This is a genomic window from Pedobacter xixiisoli, from assembly GCF_900215335.1.
GTDB classification, from domain to species: domain Bacteria; phylum Bacteroidota; class Bacteroidia; order Sphingobacteriales; family Sphingobacteriaceae; genus Pedobacter; species Pedobacter xixiisoli.
Genome location: NZ_OCMT01000001.1, coordinates 920,221 through 937,451, shown reverse-complemented (window position 1 = coordinate 937,451; position 17,231 = coordinate 920,221). Strand labels below are relative to the sequence as shown.

Annotated in this window: 11 protein-coding genes; 6 read left to right on the top strand and 5 right to left on the bottom strand. The window is 40.4% G+C overall.

All coding sequences use genetic code 11. The features are described from left to right. Positions 1 to 231: 231 nt before the first annotated feature. Both CRO54_RS03640 and CRO54_RS21430 read left to right on the top strand, forming a co-directional pair. Positions 232 to 1,059 carry a hypothetical protein gene (locus tag CRO54_RS03640; protein WP_138765740.1) on the top strand — a complete coding sequence of 276 codons (828 nt, stop codon included), beginning with the start codon at positions 232 to 234 and terminating at the stop codon, positions 1,057 to 1,059. A gap of 192 nt (positions 1,060 to 1,251) precedes the next feature. After that, a complete protein-coding gene (locus tag CRO54_RS21430; RefSeq protein ID WP_097128813.1) occupies positions 1,252 to 1,887 on the top strand; it encodes an MgtC/SapB family protein in 636 nt (211 codons plus the stop codon). A 47-nt stretch (positions 1,888 to 1,934) separates the two neighbouring features. Here the strand turns inward: CRO54_RS21430 and CRO54_RS03630 are convergent, their stop codons facing one another. After that, a complete protein-coding gene (locus CRO54_RS03630) occupies positions 1,935 to 2,777 on the bottom strand; it encodes an isoaspartyl peptidase/L-asparaginase (RefSeq protein ID WP_097128811.1) in 843 nt (280 codons plus the stop codon). Positions 2,778 to 2,902: 125 nt separating this feature from the next. Beyond that, positions 2,903 to 3,775, bottom strand: a complete 873-nt coding sequence (locus tag CRO54_RS03625; protein ID WP_097128809.1) for a cyanophycinase — start codon at positions 3,773 to 3,775, stop codon at positions 2,903 to 2,905. A 271-nt stretch (positions 3,776 to 4,046) separates the two neighbouring features. Between CRO54_RS03625 and cphA the strand changes: the two genes are divergently transcribed. The 4 genes from cphA (at position 4,047) to CRO54_RS03605 (ending at position 13,866) form a co-directional block, all read left to right on the top strand. Then, complete coding sequence (gene cphA, locus CRO54_RS03620; protein ID WP_097128807.1) at positions 4,047 to 6,668, top strand: cyanophycin synthetase; 2,622 nt, start codon at positions 4,047 to 4,049, stop codon at positions 6,666 to 6,668. Between the two features lie 339 nt (positions 6,669 to 7,007). Next, positions 7,008 to 8,537 carry a GAF domain-containing protein gene (locus CRO54_RS03615; protein ID WP_097128805.1) on the top strand — a complete coding sequence of 510 codons (1,530 nt, stop codon included), beginning with the start codon at positions 7,008 to 7,010 and terminating at the stop codon, positions 8,535 to 8,537. An 11-nt stretch (positions 8,538 to 8,548) separates the two neighbouring features. Then, entirely contained in the window at positions 8,549 to 13,378 is a 4,830-nt protein-coding gene (locus CRO54_RS03610) for a chemotaxis protein CheB (protein ID WP_097128802.1), read from the top strand. 329 nt (positions 13,379 to 13,707) lie between these two features. Beyond that, the gene (locus CRO54_RS03605; RefSeq protein ID WP_240775009.1) at positions 13,708 to 13,866 is read left to right on the top strand and encodes a hypothetical protein; all 159 of its coding nucleotides are present in this window, start codon (positions 13,708 to 13,710) and stop codon (positions 13,864 to 13,866) included. 10 nt (positions 13,867 to 13,876) lie between these two features. Here the strand turns inward: CRO54_RS03605 and CRO54_RS03600 are convergent, their stop codons facing one another. The 3 genes from CRO54_RS03600 to CRO54_RS03590 all read right to left on the bottom strand — a co-directional run bounded on the left by CRO54_RS03600 (position 13,877) and on the right by CRO54_RS03590 (position 16,750). Then, the gene (locus tag CRO54_RS03600; protein WP_097128801.1) at positions 13,877 to 14,467 is read right to left on the bottom strand and encodes a DUF1543 domain-containing protein; all 591 of its coding nucleotides are present in this window, start codon (positions 14,465 to 14,467) and stop codon (positions 13,877 to 13,879) included. 20 nt (positions 14,468 to 14,487) lie between these two features. Further along, complete coding sequence (locus tag CRO54_RS03595; RefSeq protein ID WP_097128799.1) at positions 14,488 to 16,215, bottom strand: FAD/NAD(P)-binding protein; 1,728 nt, start codon at positions 16,213 to 16,215, stop codon at positions 14,488 to 14,490. A gap of 88 nt (positions 16,216 to 16,303) precedes the next feature. Then, entirely contained in the window at positions 16,304 to 16,750 is a 447-nt protein-coding gene (locus CRO54_RS03590) for a ferritin-like domain-containing protein (RefSeq protein WP_097128797.1), read from the bottom strand. Between the last annotated feature and the right edge of the window lie 481 nt (positions 16,751 to 17,231).

Here is a 17,231-nt window from a genome sequence, read left to right as displayed (position 1 = left end):
TATACTAACCTATTCGTTTCTGGATTAATCACCGTCTTCCAACCAAATACTTATTACTAGCTTTAGAAGCTTTTCCAAACATGAGCTGTAAAATCTTAAGCCGCTCAACATCTTCCATTTAAATTTTTATGCTTTGTGCGGTAAACTGTAATAACTAAATTAGCCTTATAAATAGTCATTTGATCCCTCATGGAGCCACATAGCACACTCTGGCCAGTCCTCATTACAGGTATGGTCGCCATTATATTTTTTTTGTTTTCCATTTGGAAAGACTACGATAGAGAAAAAAGAAAAGAACAGAAAGAAAATAGCCAAAGAAACATCCATCTTCTGAATTTACTGGAAGATGCCTACCTGAATGTAGAGCAGCAGTATGCGATCAATTCCAAGACTATTGCACAGATTCGTAAAAAGCCTACAGAAGCAGCCCCTTTAGATTTCCTGCCCACCGGCTACTTAACAAGGCTTTCTTCCGCTCTAGCTAACGACAGTTATTTCACGGCCTATAACTACAGCTATGCGCATATCAATCAGCAGCAACGTATGAAAATTTACAACGACTTCTCTATGGATCTTGACCGTTTACAGACTAGACTGGCCGAGCTCCATAGCTATCCCAAAAGCAGTGCTGAAATTCTAGATAATTATAGGGAAAGCTATCTCCAAAAGGCAAGAACATTATTGACCGAGCTGACCGAACTACTAATCCAACTGGAGGAAGATATAGCAGAAAATCAAGACAAGGAGGAATTGACCAGGACACTATATAACATCGACACCGATAAGATGTTCCAAGCCATCGCCGAGGGAGACATCATCAAATTGGACGACGAATTTGTGGGCTCTATCCACCTCATGCTCAGCGGGCTACTTAGACCAGATTCGGCATACCTAAAGGAAATAATGAAAATGTGCGATATTTGCCAGCAAACTACCGAAGAGTACCAGAACCTGTTGCACACTAATTTAGCGCTAGCACAGCGACTTGCCCAACTTAACGGTTCATTAGAGGAGACCATAGGCAGCTTTGGTAAAAAACTAGTACTCGTTCGGCCCTAAATCACGCTACCCACAGCCTATTACACTGCATACGCTTTATTAATTGAGCAGGTTGAAACTGACTCCAGTTTTTCCATCAGGTCACGCTATTCTGCCTACATGAGGTTGCCTACCCAAGGCGCCGATAAATAAATAAGAAAGGAAGCCAAACAAAACTACCTGATCCACCGTTGAACAGGAAAGAAAAATTTGATGGATTTTACAATAGAACTGCAGGACATGGTAGCCATGCTCGTATCGATGATCTGCGGCGGCATTATCGGATTTGAAAGAGAGTACAGAAGCAAATCTGCGGGCTTTAGGACGATTATACTCATTTCCCTTGGTTCTACCATTTTTACCATCGTTTCACGCCATGGTGTAGGAGCCGACGACAGGATTTCTGCCAATATTATCACCGGAATTGGTTTTATCGGGGCTGGCGTTATCTTTAAGGATAAAATCTCTGTAAGGGGCCTGACCACCGCGGCCGTCATCTGGACCTCTGCAGCGATTGGGATGACTACAGGGATCGGTTATCACGCATTGGCGCTAGCATTGACTCTGATTACACTAGCCATGCTATTATTGGTCACCCGAATTGAAAAACTTATTGCGGGTCTCCAGAAAGAAAAGCTTTTGAGCATCAAATTCAGGAGTGGGGAATTTGATCAGATCAAGCTACTACAATCCACGCTTCAGCAAATCGGCCTGCTTATAGAAAGATTAGATGTGGGTAAAGAGCAAGACCAACTCACCGCCGTATTCCGTGTTTCTGGAAAAAAAGATAAGCTCATCGCAATGAACGAAACACTGGCTGCAATGCCTGAGATTGTATCGTTTACTTAGATTAAAAATCTCTCCTATTTACAATTCTAGTTCGGATAGCTACTTCCCTATCCAAAAACCTGCAAACCATCATTATAAGCTGCCCAAACCATATATGGATGCGAATCGCAATGATAAATTTCACCGTTGGCAGCTATGCCGATAACACCGGCAAAACCATCAAAAAATTTTAACTCGGTAAAAGATTTATCGCATGCTTCTTTTATGGAAAATCCATCGGTAACACGGGTCACAATTTTGGCAGCCAGCGCACCGCTCACAATATCCTCACCAACTCCCGTACATGAAATACCCGCAAACTCATTGGCGAAATTACCAGCAACAGTAGCAGAATCGCTCACTCTACATGGAATTTCAAACCCTTTACCTCCCGTTGAAGTCGCTGCTGCGATGTTACCTTCCGCATCTAAGGCTACACAGCCAACAGTTCCAATATTATTTTGCTGATTTAATTTTTCGTTGTATTCAGCTTGCCTTTGTACTGTGATTGGATTAAAATAATCAAACCCATTTTTACGGGCAAAAGCCAATCCCCCTTCTCCACTCAGTACCCTGTCTTCTTCATCCAATAATATCTTTGCCACTTCAATTGGATTTTTGACATCCTCTAAATTAATTACTCCACTAAATTTTTGGCTTTTACCATCCATTACTGAAGCACTCAATCTTACCTTCCCATCACTCTGTATCTGCGAACCATAACCTGCATTAAAAAGTTCGTTATTTTCTAGCAAGCCTACAGCATATACCACCGTTGCCAATGCGGTATTATGTTGCAAAAATTGATAAGCTTGTTGCACGATTTGCGCCAAGGCATCTTGCTTTGCTTTCTTGGTTGCTAAATTGGTGGCAGATTCACTAAAAAATCCACCATGTATAATGATTTTCATTTTAATTAGGTTCGATAACAATTATGCTGCTACCCATCGTAGCTTACACAATTTGATGAAATAAGTAGCTGAACTTGCTTCAAATAACTCTTGAGCTTAAATCTTAAGCAAGCAAGTTTAACTGGTTAATGTACTACCACCGCATGTGGATGTTGGATCACTAATTCATGATTGGTTAGATTATAGATATCGCCATCGCACATTACATGTACCACCATATTTTTAATAGATACAGGCTGTCCCATTTCTACGTCTGTAAGATTAGTATCAGCCATTCGCCTTCCGTCTACCAAAATCACCATACCAGAGCCGATGGTTTCCATTTTATTGTTACTGATGTATAGTCCAGTATCCTCGCCCAAGCCGATACCCAAAATACCTGGGTTACTCGCTGCAGCATACAATAACCTGCCAATTCTGCCCCGTTCCACAAAATGGGTGTCTATAATTACGTCATCAATAAATCCCAAGCCTCCGGTAATTTTCACCTCTCCTTTTAACAAAGCTTCCCTACTGCTGCCTTGATAAATCATATTCTTAGAGCTTGCTGCCGCACCAGCAGATGTTCCGGCGATGACAAACTCGCTGTTCATGTACTTATCCAATAAAATACGATGAATTTCTGTACCACCAAAAATGGAAGATAGCCTTAACTGATCCCCACCAGTAAAAATAATCACATCGGCCAACCTAATTCTTTCTACATAGGCTGGATTATTTGCTTCTTCCCTACTTCCAATATTTAAAACGCCAACATTGTGCACATCTAATTGGACAAAAGCCTTGATATATTCTTCTCCAACTTTTTCGGGAATTAGGGAAGCTGTGGTCATAATTTCGAACCTAGATTCGTTTCCTTTAATAGATTCCGTAGTAATTCTTTTTAAAATTCCACGCTCAAAAAAGTTCATATTTTGTGGCAGACCAAATTGTGTTTCTGCAAAACTTCCTGTATTTATTGCGCCGCCAATAATGATTAATTTCCCTTTTGGAGTCATTTCAATAGTGTTGATAATTGCTAAAATGCCAAATATATAGTCCTTTGCCTAATAATTAACATTATTTTTATCAATATCAGACTTTTAATTAACATTCAAAGAGATATCTACTTATTTCGATGGATAAATTTGAAATAAAACCAACTATTTTATTTTTAATACTACAAGCATATAAAATCCCGAAAAAAAATGATAATTTAAGTCCTTCTTTCAGCACATTTTCTGAAATGAGCTACACAAGCATTTACGATCAACTACAACAAAACAATAAATGAGAATACTAGGCATACAGGTACTAAGGGGACCGAATATTTGGTCGATAAACAGGAAAAAATTAATCCAAATGCGGTTGGATCTGGAAGATATGGAGCAGCGTCCAACAAATCTGATTGACGGTTTTAGAGAACGCATCGAGCAATTGATCCCAACTTTACAAACTCACCGTTGCAGTAAAGCTACTGCTGGAGGCTTTTTATTACGTGTGGAAGAAGGCACTTGGATGGGGCACGTAATTGAGCACATTGCGCTAGAGATACAGACCTTAGCGGGAATGGATACAGGTTTTGGCAGAACAAGACAAACCAAAACAGACGGCATTTACAATGTTGTGTTTAGCTACTTAGAAGAAAAAGCCGGTGTGTACGCTGCAGAAGCAGCTGTTCGCATAGCGGAAGCGTTGATTGATAATAAAGAGTACGATTTAGAGCATGACATCCAGCAAATGCGTGAACTTAGAGAATCGGAGCGTTTGGGACCAAGCACAGGTTCTATTGTTGACGAAGCCATTGCTAGGGACATCCCTTGGATAAGGCTGAACAAAAGTTCGCTGGTACAATTGGGCTATGGCAAAAACCAAGTGCGCTTTAGAGCTACCATGACCGAAAAAACCAGCAGTATTGCGGTAGATATTGCTGGCAACAAGGATGAAACTAAACGTCTGTTGAACGATGCCGCTATTCCAGTGGCCAAGGGCGTAACCGCCACTACGCTAGAAGACGTTCACAACGCCATTAAAACCGTTGGGTTTCCTTTGGTTTTCAAACCTTTAGATGGAAACCATGGAAAGGGAGCTACCATTAACGTAAAAAATGAACAGGAAGCTATCGATGCTTTCCACTATGCCAAAGAATATTCCCGAAGGATTATTGTAGAGCGCTTTATTACTGGCTACGATTTTCGGGTGTTAGTTATCGACCATAAGATGGTAGCCGCTGCGCTAAGGGTTCCAGCTCATATAGTAGGCAATGGAACAAGCACCATACAAGAGCTAATTGACCAGGAAAATACTGATCCCCGTAGAGGTTACGGACATGAAAACGTGCTGACAGAAATTACAATAGACCGTGATACCTTAGATCTTCTGGAAAAAAAGAACTACACGCTTCAGACTATCGTTCCAAAAGATGAGATTGTTTATGTTAAGTCTACTGCAAATCTAAGCACAGGCGGCACCTCCATTGACGTTACAGACCAGGTACATCCTCAAAATATCTTCAATTGCGAACGCATTTCCCGTATCATTGGCTTAGATATTTGTGGTATTGATATTATGGCTCAAAATTTAACCGAGCCCTTGACCGAAAATGGTGGTGTGATACTGGAAGTGAATGCTGCGCCAGGCTTTAGAATGCATTTGGCTCCAAGCGAAGGCTTACCACGCAACGTAGCTGCCCCAGTGATCGACATGTTGTATCCTCCTGGAAAAGATGGCAGAGTTCCCATTATAGCCGTAACAGGAACTAACGGAAAAACCACCACCACCCGTCTTATCGCCCATATTATCAAAAATAATGGCAGCAGGGTTGGTTTCACTACCTCAGATGGAATCTATGTTCAGAACACTTTGCTGATGAAGGGCGACACCACTGGTCCTTTTAGTGCAGAGTTTATATTGAAAGACCCTACGGTAGAAATTGCCGTTTTAGAAACTGCCAGGGGCGGTATTTTACGTGCTGGTCTAGGTTTCAATAAATGCGATATTGGTGTAGTAACCAATATTCAGGAAGATCATTTAGGTATTTCGGACATCAATAGCCTTGATGATTTGGCTCGGGTAAAATCGGTAGTGATCGGAGCTGTAAAACCATCGGGCTGGGCAGTTTTAAATGCAGATAATTCTCATTGCCTTAAAATTGGTGAGAAAGCGAATTGCAATGTCGCTTACTTTAGTATGGATGAAAAAAATCCAATTATCCAAGCCCATTGTAAAACTGGAGGTATTGCCGCAATTTATGAAAATGGTTATATCACTATCAAAAAAGGAGATTGGAAAATTCGGGTAGAGAAAGCAACCCACATTCCGTTAACCTTCAATGGCACAGTTTCGTTTATGATACAGAATGTGCTGGCCGCCACATTAACTACCTTTATTTGGGGGTATAAAACCGAAGATATCAGAACTTCATTGGAAACTTTTATTCCATCGGCAGCGCATACGCCAGGAAGAATGAATATTTTTAAATTTAAAGAATTTAAGGTGTTGGTTGATTTTGCCCACAACCCTGACGGATTTAATGGTGTGAAAGATTATTTGAGTACCATAGAAGCAAGCGAGCATGTGGGTGTAATATCTGGTACTGGCGATAGAAGAGACGAAGACATTATCGAAACAGCCCGTATTGCTGCACAAATGTTCGACAGAGTAGTCATTTGCCAAGAAAAATACCTACGTGGCAGAACTAAAGAAGAAATCATCGATTTATTGATGGTAGGATTAAAAGCTGTAAAGCCAAATATCGCTGTTACCATTAATAACAATGGAGAAGATTGCTTGAGAGATTTAATATCGAGTGCCCAAAAAGGTTCATTTATCACCATCCTTAGTGACACTATTGATAATGCGATACATAAAGTTACACACTATCTAGATAAAGAATTAGAGTCAAAATCTTAGTCTTTGGTAAAACGTATAGGCTATACCAATATCAATTAATGCCGACAGTATCTCTGTCGGCATTTCAAATAGCTTTTGTATTTCATTGTACACTTCCATAATCATCAGATACACTTTTAAAGCTAAGAGAAAAGCCTTTCTATAGCGCATATATCTTCATCCTAATTCCATATATACTAACAGGTTGCTTGTTTTTAACCTTAGTTTGCCTTAAAGTAATACATTATTTATATATTTTTACAGCTATGGTGTTAACGCAAGTTTCCACAAACTACCTATCCAGAGCTATCATGTTTTTGGCTAAGTAACATTAGACGGTAAACTTGCTAAAGATTTAAAATGGCTGAAAATAAAAACTATGATTCGCAGTTCTGTGGTAACCTGGCTATACACCAGACAAACTCTATACAGGACTATGGTTACCTATTAGTAATCAGTACCAACTCCATGGAGATCATCCAAGGTAGTGAGAACATTATAGATATTACAGGAAAAAGCATTCGGGACATTATTGGCCTTAATTTTTCCGAATTTCTTAGCGAAGATGATGCGGAGAGACTGAAGAAGGAACTGAATACAGATTATAGAACAAGAATCCCGTTCAGATGCACTTTGGTTAGCCAAGGCAAGGAAACTATGTTAGAGATACTGATGCACATCCAGGCAGATCAGACGATCTTGGAAATAGAGGAAACTCAACAAATGCCTGAGCGCAGTTTTTCTGAAGTGTTTCAAGAAGTGAGATCTTTCATCTCGATACTTGAACACAGCAACAACCTCGAAGAAATATGCCAGCTCAGCATTCTGGAAATCAGAAGATTGTCGGGTTTCGACGGAATTAGAATGTACCGCTTCGACGAAAACTGGAACGGTACGGTGATAGCCGAAGAAATTGAAGGTGCGTTGGAATCTTATCTAGGGCAGACTTTCCCTGCTTCAGACGTTCCCAAGCAAGCAAGGGCGCTCTACATTAAGAATCCCTATCGACTGATACCTAACAGAAACTACGTCCCATCAAAACTGTTTCCAGTAATCAATCCTATTACTAATGGTTTTTTGGACCTCTCGGATTGCAATCTACGCAGCATCGCAGCAGTTCATCTGGAATATATGTCCAATATGAACGTTACGGCATCAATGTCTATCAGGGTAATGGTGGATGGTGTACTTTGGGGACTCATATCCTGCCACCACATTACAGAAAAATATCTCAATGTTGAACTTAGATCGATATTCGAATGGCTGAGCATGGAAATATCCTACAGAATTTCTGCAGTAATTAAAAATGAAGAGCTACATAAGTCTGGCGCAATGTTGGAAATCAAAGGCACTATTACAGAACAGATATTTGCTAAAGGAAATATTAAAGATGGACTAATAAATGATACAAACAAAAGCCTACTTCGTCTGTTAAATGCAACTGGGTTTGCCATCATTTTGAATGGAAAAATTTCGACTTCGGGGGAAGTACCACCAATGAGGGAATTGGAAGATTTATTTCTCTGGACTGCAGGTAAGGCATTTGGAAATGTCTTCCATACGAATGAACTTAGTGATTCTTTTGAAGAAGCAAAGTCATTTAAAGAAGTGGGTAGCGGAATCATGATTATACCCATCAGTGCCGAGAGTGAAGATTTCATTATCTGCTTTAGGCCCGAGGTAATTAAAAGTATTAAATGGGGAGGAAATCCAAATGAAGCTTTCAGTATGGAAAAAGATGGATTGAGCTATCATCCTCGAAATTCATTCAAGCTTTGGCTGGAAACCGTACATGGACAATCCCTGCCTTGGTTGAACTCGGAAATTGAAGCTGCCGAATCGCTAAGAAGGTTTATGGTAGAATTTAGCTCCAGCCAACCTTCCAACTAGAAAAAGAATTAATGACAAAAAATACAACTATCAGGACAACAAAACGATACGATAATTATATTGTTGCTATTGGCGCTTCTGCCGGTGGTTTGGAGGCCATCCATGAATTCTTTGACAATATGGCCTCCAACAACAGTTTTTCCTTTGTAGTCATCCAACATCTTTCTTCTGATTACAAAAGTCTACTGGTAGAACTGGTGGGCAAGCATACCCACATGAAAGTATTTGAGGCGGCCAATGATATGGCTGTACAACAGGACTGCGTCTATATCATCCCAAATGATAAGCTGATGACGGTAGATAAAGGTAGGTTAAAGCTTGCCAATAAGTCTGCGGTTAAAGCGCCAAATACCGCCATAGACCACTTTCTTTTTACCTTGGCTAAGGATAAAGGCGAAAAGGCCATAGCTGTGATTCTTTCTGGCACGGGAACAGATGGCACAAAGGGTATCCAAGCTATCAAAGAGCATGGTGGGATGGTAATTGTGCAAGAGCCTTCTTCTGCCAAATTTGATGGTATGCCTAATAGTGCGATAGCTTCCGGAAATGCCGACTTTGTACTTTTGCCTAGCGAAATCAATAAGGAGCTGTTCAACCACATCAACGAAGAACCCATTAAAGTATTAGAGAAAGGTAAGATTAATGAAAAGCTACTAGATGAGATTTTTGCCCTAGTTTACCAGCAAAGTGGAAATGACTTCAACCTTTATAAAACCCCTACCATCATCCGTAGAATTGGCAGGAGGATGAACGAACATGAAATACGTAACCTGGATGACTATCTCAAGCTGTTAAGAAAAAGTCCAAACGAAGTCGCTATTTTAGGTCAGGATTTTCTGATTGGCGTAACGAAGTTCTTTCGTGATACTGAGGCTTTCAAGGCTTTCAACGACCAAATCATCAAAGTAGTTGAACGAAAAAACGATGGTGAAACACTAAAGATATGGGTATGTGCTTGTAGCACTGGACAGGAAGCCTATACCATTGCGCTGTTGGCTAACGAATGCGTAGAAAAATCAGGGAAAAAGATTGAAATAAAGATATTTGCTTCTGACATTGATGAAAAGAGCATCGAAATTGCTGCTAAAAATCAATATCCCCATATCGTTAAAAAGGAAATTCCTGCCCGCTTATTCAAAAAATATTTTCAACAGGACGGCAAGTTTTATGGCGTGATTCCCGAAGTAAGGAAACAGATTGTATTCGCCAAACACGACGTATCGAAATCTCCACCATTTATAAAGAATGACATTGTCACCTGCAGGAATATGCTGATCTATATGAACAGCTTGCTTCAGGAAAAAATCCTATCCGTTTTCCATTTTTCTCTGGTACAGGGTGGATATCTTTTCTTAGGATCAAGTGAAACTGCCTCCTCGCTTAAAAATGGTTTAGGTGAAATTTCTTCCAAACACAAGATCTACCAAAAGACTGGAGCTGTTAACTATGCCAACTACAACACTTATGGAACCAACATCAAACCTACCTTATCTGATGGAAAAAAGGTTCAAAAAGGGACTATTGGCCTCAGCCCTATCGAGCAAAACTTCAACAATTTCATCACAGGTAAACTAGGTTATGTAGCCATCTACATTGATAGTTCCTATATCATGCAGGATGCCATAGGAGATTACCGTAAATACCTGTCCCTGCCAGAAGGAAAGATCGAGCTAAATATCCTTAAAATGGTACCAAAACAGGCTGCCATTATATTGAATACAGGACTTAGAAAAGCTTGGAAGGAAAATGACACGATACATCTTCGTGGTGTAAGGTTTGATGAAGGTAATAGCGAACGGTACCTGAATATATCTGTTCAGCCACCAGACCCTTCGCAAATCGGTTCGGCTACTATGATCATCTTCTCAGAGCATACGGTAGAAGCCGCCACAGAAAAGGTCTACCCTGGAATGTTCGATTTTCACGATGGTAATCAAAATGAATACATCTTTGAACTTGAGGCAGAACTGAATGAGACACGTGGCAACCTTCAGATGGCTGTGGAGGAAATGGAAACCACGAATGAAGAGCTCCAATCGACCAATGAAGAGCTGCTTTCTGCAAATGAAGAACTCCAATCCAGTAATGAAGAACTGCAGTCTTTAAATGAAGAATTGCATACACTCAATACAGAACATCAGTTAAAGATCAAGGAATTAATAGACCTGAACGATGACTTAGATAACTATTTCAGAAGTGCGGATATTGGTCAGATTTTCGTTGACGCGGGGATGTATATCCGCAAGTTTAATGCAGCTGCCATAGGAATGGTTAATTTAATTGAAGCCGATGTTGGTCGTTCTATCGAACATATTTCAAATAATGTGAAGACCGAAAACCTGAATGGAGATATCCAACAGGTACTGTCTACCAACAGGCTGATAGAAAAAGAAATCCAACTAAAAAACGGAGACAGCTGTTTAATGCGAATCATGCCATATGTTAGAAAGGATAAAAAAACGGATGGTGTGGTAATCACTTTTGTGGATATATCTAAACTGACCGAACTCAATAATATCATTTCGGGAGTATTTAATGCCAGTCGTAATGGTGTATTGGCTTTTAAGTCTATCAGAAACAAACAACATTCGATTATTGATTTCGAATGTATTGCACTAAACGACCCTACCACCAAAATCCTTAAGCGTGACCGAAAAGAGTTGATGGGCGGAAGATTGTTGGAACAGCTTCCAGAACTTACTAACGGCAACTTGGCAGAAAGATACATTAACGTAGTCGAAAAAGGTACGCCGCTCCAATATGAATTCAAGTTTAGCGACAGCATTTGGTTGCAGTTGGTAGCAGTAAAAATGTCGGATGGTTTTGCCGCTACATTAACAGATATCACGAGCAAAAAACAGGCGGAGGAAAAAATCAAGAGAAACTACAATGAACTTTTAGGCACCAGAGAAAACCTGAAAAAGCTAAATGCCGAACTGGAGCTTAAAGTAACAGAAAGAACCAAAATGCTTTCGCAGAGCGAAGAAAGGTTTAGCCTCGTTTCTAAAGCAACAAATGATACCGTTTGGGACTGGAATCTCGCATCGAACACCATGTGGCGCAATGATAACTTTACCCGAATGTTTGGTTACGAAGACGAACTTAAAAACGAAAACATCAGTTTCTATTTCGGCATTATACACGATGATGACCGAGACCGTGTAAGAAAAAGTGTTTACGAATCAATCAACAATAGCAAACCTCAATGGACGGCGCAATATCGTCTAAAAAGAGCCGACGGAACATATGCAACTATCTTAGATCGAGGAAGCATCATTTTGGACGAAAACAAAATCCCGTATAGAATGGTTGGCTCTATATTGGACATTTCCGTACTTGCGGATACAGAGACCAAGCTCAATTCTACGGAACGTAAGTTTAGGAAAATTTTTGATTCCAATGTTATTGGGATGATTTTCACCAATCTTGAATCTGGCAAAATCGAAAATGCCAACCAGATATTTCTTGATATGTTGGGATACAGCTGGGAAGATTTTGAGAAAAATTCAATCAATTGGCAAGAGCTTACCCCTCAAGAATTTATGCCAATCAGCAATATTTCATCACAATTACTGAAAGATAAGGGCTTTTGCCCCCCATTTGAAAAACAGTATCTTACTAAAAACGGCGGAACTATTGATGTTTTGGTAGGATCTGCCATTCTCGATGAAGAAAATGGAAGAGAGGCGGTAACCTACATTATCGATATCAGCAAGCAGAAGAAGAATGAACTGAGACGTAACGACCTCCAAAAGCTCGTTAAAAAGCAACAGGATGAATTCTACAGCATATTTCAAAAGGCTCCAGCACTCATCACCATTAGAAGGGGCCCGCAACTGGTCTATGAATTCGTAAACGAAGCTTTCCAATTATTTGATGGCCTAGAAAGCTATATCGGCAAACCCGTGTCTAAAAATTCGCAATTTGCTACCGACACCCTGAGGCAGATTGAACAAAAAGTTATCGAAAATGGTGAGGCTTACATAGCAAATGCGTATAAACTGAGGAAAAGTAATGAAGAAACTGGAGAATTTGTGGATAGCTGGTTTGATTTAATCATGAATCCTGTTTTTTCATCAGAGGGTGTCATCGACGGCATTTCTTTTTTTGGTTTCGAGGTAACCGATCTTGTAATTGCGCAGCAAACTACGAAAGATCTCATGAATAAGAAAGATGAGTTCATGAGTATCGCTAGCCATGAGCTTAAAACACCTATAACCAGTATAAGGGGATTTTTACAGTTTGCTATAAAAATGGCATCATCTGAGAAATTCGATAGCATGTCGGCTCTTATCAGCAAAGCCGACAGACAGGTTGGAAAATTAAAAGAACTTGTAGAAGACTTGCTGGATGTCACAAAAATCCAATCTGGGAAAATGACGTTCAACTTCTCTCCTTTTAACATTGCCGAATTAATAGCGGAGACTTTGGAAGGCATTCAGGATAACCTTTCAAAACATGTTGTACTGACCGATATCGAAGATGTGGAAGTAAATGCTGACCGGAATAGGATTGAGCAGGTCATTTCCAACTTTCTATCTAACGGAATCAAATATTCACCCAATGGGAAGGAGATTTTTGTAAGCGCCAAGAAAAAGGGAGAGCGACTGAGAGTGTCTGTAAAGGATTATGGCATAGGCATCCCTCAAAACAAGATTGAATTTCTGTTTGATAGATTTTATCGAGTAGAAGAAGCTGCAAACCACTTTTCGGGACTAGGATTGGGCCTCTATATCTCAGCAGAGGTGATTAGAAGGCATCATGGCGAGATCGGGGTAGAAAGTAAGCAGCAAGAAGGTTCTGAGTTCTGGTTCGAGATTCCCTTAAATTCGGATATATAGCGGTTGTTATCAACGACTGATTAGGCGATCAAGTTGGAGACCTGTGTGCTAGGCAATTTTCAAAAACAAGGAAAACAAACTGATCAACAGATTGGGAATGCCGTAAAAATGGCCATTGGATCGATTTAACTGGTTTTAAGTATCAAAAAGTCATGGGACAAGCAGGTATTAAAACCAGTTAAATCCATCCAAAATTGAAATTTCGTCTTCTTGCTTTCCGGCTATCTCCAAAAACTTTTCATTGAGTATTTCTTACACAAAACCATTGTAGTTTAATAATTATTAAACTAACAAAAATTAAGTTATGGGAATTGTGAAAACAGCATTGATTGGCGCCATGGTTTACGGGGGCAATTAGATATTTAACTAGAAAAGATGCCTTTGGCAGAACAAAAATGGACGGTATCAAGGATAAAGCTCCAGAATGGATTGAAAAAGCCAAAACAATTGTGCCCGACCTGAAGGCAGGCCACATGCCGAAGGTTTAATTAAAATTATCTACAACCTATCCAAACGGAAGTAGCCCAAGTGCACTTCATCTGCCACCAGATTATCTGAAGGAACTAATCTGATACCATAGTTTTCATGTGCTAAGGGACGCCAGATATCCTCTATGCGATGAATATCGTCTACGTCGATACCATATTTCTCATCAATGTGTGCATTGGCACCCTTCATCCCAGCAATGGTTGCCGATTTAAAAAAAGCTACCTTCTTGGCTAGTTGAGTCGCCTCGGCTTTATCACGACAAACAGACAGCAACGTATAATGCTGCTCTTCCAATCTACCAGCCGTATAGCCGCCCAAGTTTATAAAAAACAGTCTGTTTTCTGCTAAAACGTCATCTGTCTGTTTCACATACACTTCTACTCTGAAACCATCTACGGCAGTCACTTCCCTCCAGCCATCAATATGTAGGCTTTTGCCTGCCTCTGGCCAAAAGGCTTGCAGAGCGGGAACCAATTCTGCAAGAGAATGGCTCACGCCGAAAAAAAAATCATGCTGTTCTACATTACGATTTTCGGCCTTAGAACCCAATAATACCATAAACAGTTTAGGCACGGCATTTGTATTTTCGTTCATATTCATATCCCTATTTTAAACTAAGCTCAATTTTCTCCCATCAGGCTTTGTGCAATCTTCGTCGCAGCCGTTTCGCAAAAATCTAACCCCGAGTAATCTGGATTATAGCCACCTATAAAAGGTACAGCCATTACGTAGATTCGTGGATTCAATGCGAGATAACGGTCTACCACTTGAAAATAGTCGTTAATGGCAAGCCCTGGCACCTTTAGATAATAGTTACTATCTTGACCAATCTCGATATCCTGATTTTCATCCATCATTTCCTTTGCGGTTTCCTTTGCACGAAACTGTAATTTTGCTGGGGCAATGGTCCCCTTTTCCTTCAGCCCCAAATATGGGATAGCCTCGAAAGATAGATGTGGCTGACCGATGCAGTCGATAAAGGTCTGATATTCGATCATCTTATCCTGTCTGTTCTCATCGCTATAATGGTAAACTATGCCGCCGTCTTTCAAAGGCACCACTTCGCTGTCAGCACCAACAGCCACTAGTTCCAATATGTCCGAGTCGTATAGCGCCAATAGTTCCTCCGCAGAGCTCTGCGGCACAAATGCAATCACCAACGAAATCAACGGCATTAGCTTTTGCTTGAACCTAAGCATGTCCTCTGCAGAAAAATACTTAGCCGGATAATTTAAGGTATAGCTTAGCCCGCAAAGCAGTTCCTTCCAATAGACTGACTGCCTACGCTTAATCGACTGTGCTGCTTCTTTGTATTCTGCCCTGAACAATTGAAATGCATCCAGACGTTCACGCAATTGCATCACCCTATCTACAAATGCTTCCATTTCCAATTCGGCAATCTGAGCATAAAACTCTGGATCATGTGCTGCCAATGGCTTTTTGAACTTCTCCTCGAATACCAAATCCAGCGGTACAAAACCTTCATGAGCCGCCCTGATGGTCTTGATCTCATTGGCATCGAACAAACTATCCCTGCCTAATATCGATTCCTCCAGATGAAACCGGACGCCCGGCAAAAGGCCTTCTCTGGAATGCAGTACCATCCTAAACTTCGAAGACGAATTTTTGAGTCTATAAGTCAATAAACCATCTGAAGACCTTTCATAATCGCCATGCTGCCTGGCAAGTGTACGCATTGCATCGATAGCCGTAAGCGATGCGCCTCGTATGGCAACCGGATGATCCAACACTAACTTTAGCTTGGCTGGAGGATAAGGTGAATCAAAATATCCAGCAACTTTCCCTTCATAATGTTTCGGCCACAGGTGTCCGGTACAGAGCACTACGTGATCATATTCTATATTTTTGCCACTAGCTAGCTCCAATGCTATTTTTCCCTCGGCAGGTTTGTCTAGGATATCTACCACCTCACAACCGAAAGAAATTTCTAGCAGAATACCAGATTTAGCAGCCCTTTTTTCTAGCCTATGGAACTGCTCTGAAAGGTACTGTCCAAATAGCAACCGTGGCAACACCCTATACTCATGAAAGTGATCTAGTTGAATATGAAAACGGGCAAGCGTATCTGGATGTACTGTCTTGATCCACTCTCCGACGGTTTGTTCCAAATGAGGAATCTCATTTCCCGACACATTAGTTACATGTTCGTCATTTGCTCCCTGTAAACTATAGGGCATTCCTGCACCAAGCTGATTACCTTTTTCAAAGATATGGACGGTCAGATCCGGAAGTCCAGCATCAATCAATTTTTTCAGCATAAAAAGTCCACTAGGACCTCCCCCGATAATGGCTATCTGCTTATTTTCTAAAGTAACATTGCTATTCATCACACTGAATTATAGATTTACAAAATATCTTTTCAAAAAGAAACCACCTCCAAAAGAGGTGGTTCCAAAAATTTAAAATTCTGCTCAATTATTTGGCAGCATCTCTCAGCGCCTTGATACTATCATGCGCAGCCTGCACATCTCCCGATTGACGGTTAACTGTTTCAAGCGCTTGGCCTGAAAGTCCGCCTTCTGAAAGCGCAGTTTTATAAGCCTTTTTGATTGCATCTTCACCTCTTTCGGCTTCTGAAAGAATACTTTCCCTATCAGAACCGCCAAATAATGCTTTTACGTCAATCCAAGCTCTATGCAACGTACCTGCAACGCTATTACCCGTTTCCGGCTCGCCTGCACTGGCAGCTACTAATGCAGTTAGTTCCTGGCTGAACTTATGGCTCTGCTGCGAATATTTTTGAAAAAGTTCTTTCAAATCGATGTTTTCATCGTTGATATCAGCAAGTGCCTTTTGAAAGCCTGCTACCCTGTCGTTATTAATTTCTATCAGCTCGTTGAGCACTGTGTTTGTTGTTGACATAAGATTCGTTTTTGTTTTATAATTGATTTTTGAGGAGCTGCTTGCTCCCCTACTGGGCAATACAACAGCAGTCTTTTAGAATTGTTTGATATACACGAACCTTAGCTTTAAAACTATCAAAACACCTTAATTAAAAGTAAAAAACCTGCTAAAACACGTATTAGTTTCCCATAAATTAAGTAGTTGACTACACCTACTATTTACATAATAAAAATGGCAATCAAGTTTAATACGAATTTGAAAAACTTTAAAGCAGTTTTTGCATGTTAATCTCTAAGTTGGTTCAATTTAGAAAAGTTAGATAGCGTATTGCACAAGACAGGCTCCACATCCTATTATCATCCAACAAACCTGAAGCCGACCACATTTTTTCGAAATATCTTGTACCATGTCGTCATTAATCGATCTGACCTTAAGCGTATTTAGTACATAAGCGTAAATCTGTTCTATATGCAATTCGTAAAATGCCGCAAACGCAGAC

Coding starts and splice junctions, on each gene's coding strand:
- CRO54_RS03640 (WP_138765740.1), top strand. CDS start 232: ATGGTCGCCATTATATTTTTTTTGTTTTCCATTTGGAAAGACTACGAT.
- CRO54_RS21430 (WP_097128813.1), top strand. CDS start 1,252: ATGGATTTTACAATAGAACTGCAGGACATGGTAGCCATGCTCGTATCG.
- CRO54_RS03630 (WP_097128811.1), bottom strand. CDS start 2,777: ATGAAAATCATTATACATGGTGGATTTTTTAGTGAATCTGCCACCAAT.
- CRO54_RS03625 (WP_097128809.1), bottom strand. CDS start 3,775: ATGACTCCAAAAGGGAAATTAATCATTATTGGCGGCGCAATAAATACA.
- cphA (WP_097128807.1), top strand. CDS start 4,047: ATGAGAATACTAGGCATACAGGTACTAAGGGGACCGAATATTTGGTCG.
- CRO54_RS03615 (WP_097128805.1), top strand. CDS start 7,008: ATGGCTGAAAATAAAAACTATGATTCGCAGTTCTGTGGTAACCTGGCT.
- CRO54_RS03610 (WP_097128802.1), top strand. CDS start 8,549: ATGACAAAAAATACAACTATCAGGACAACAAAACGATACGATAATTAT.
- CRO54_RS03600 (WP_097128801.1), bottom strand. CDS start 14,467: ATGAATATGAACGAAAATACAAATGCCGTGCCTAAACTGTTTATGGTA.
- CRO54_RS03595 (WP_097128799.1), bottom strand. CDS start 16,215: ATGAATAGCAATGTTACTTTAGAAAATAAGCAGATAGCCATTATCGGG.
- CRO54_RS03590 (WP_097128797.1), bottom strand. CDS start 16,750: ATGTCAACAACAAACACAGTGCTCAACGAGCTGATAGAAATTAATAAC.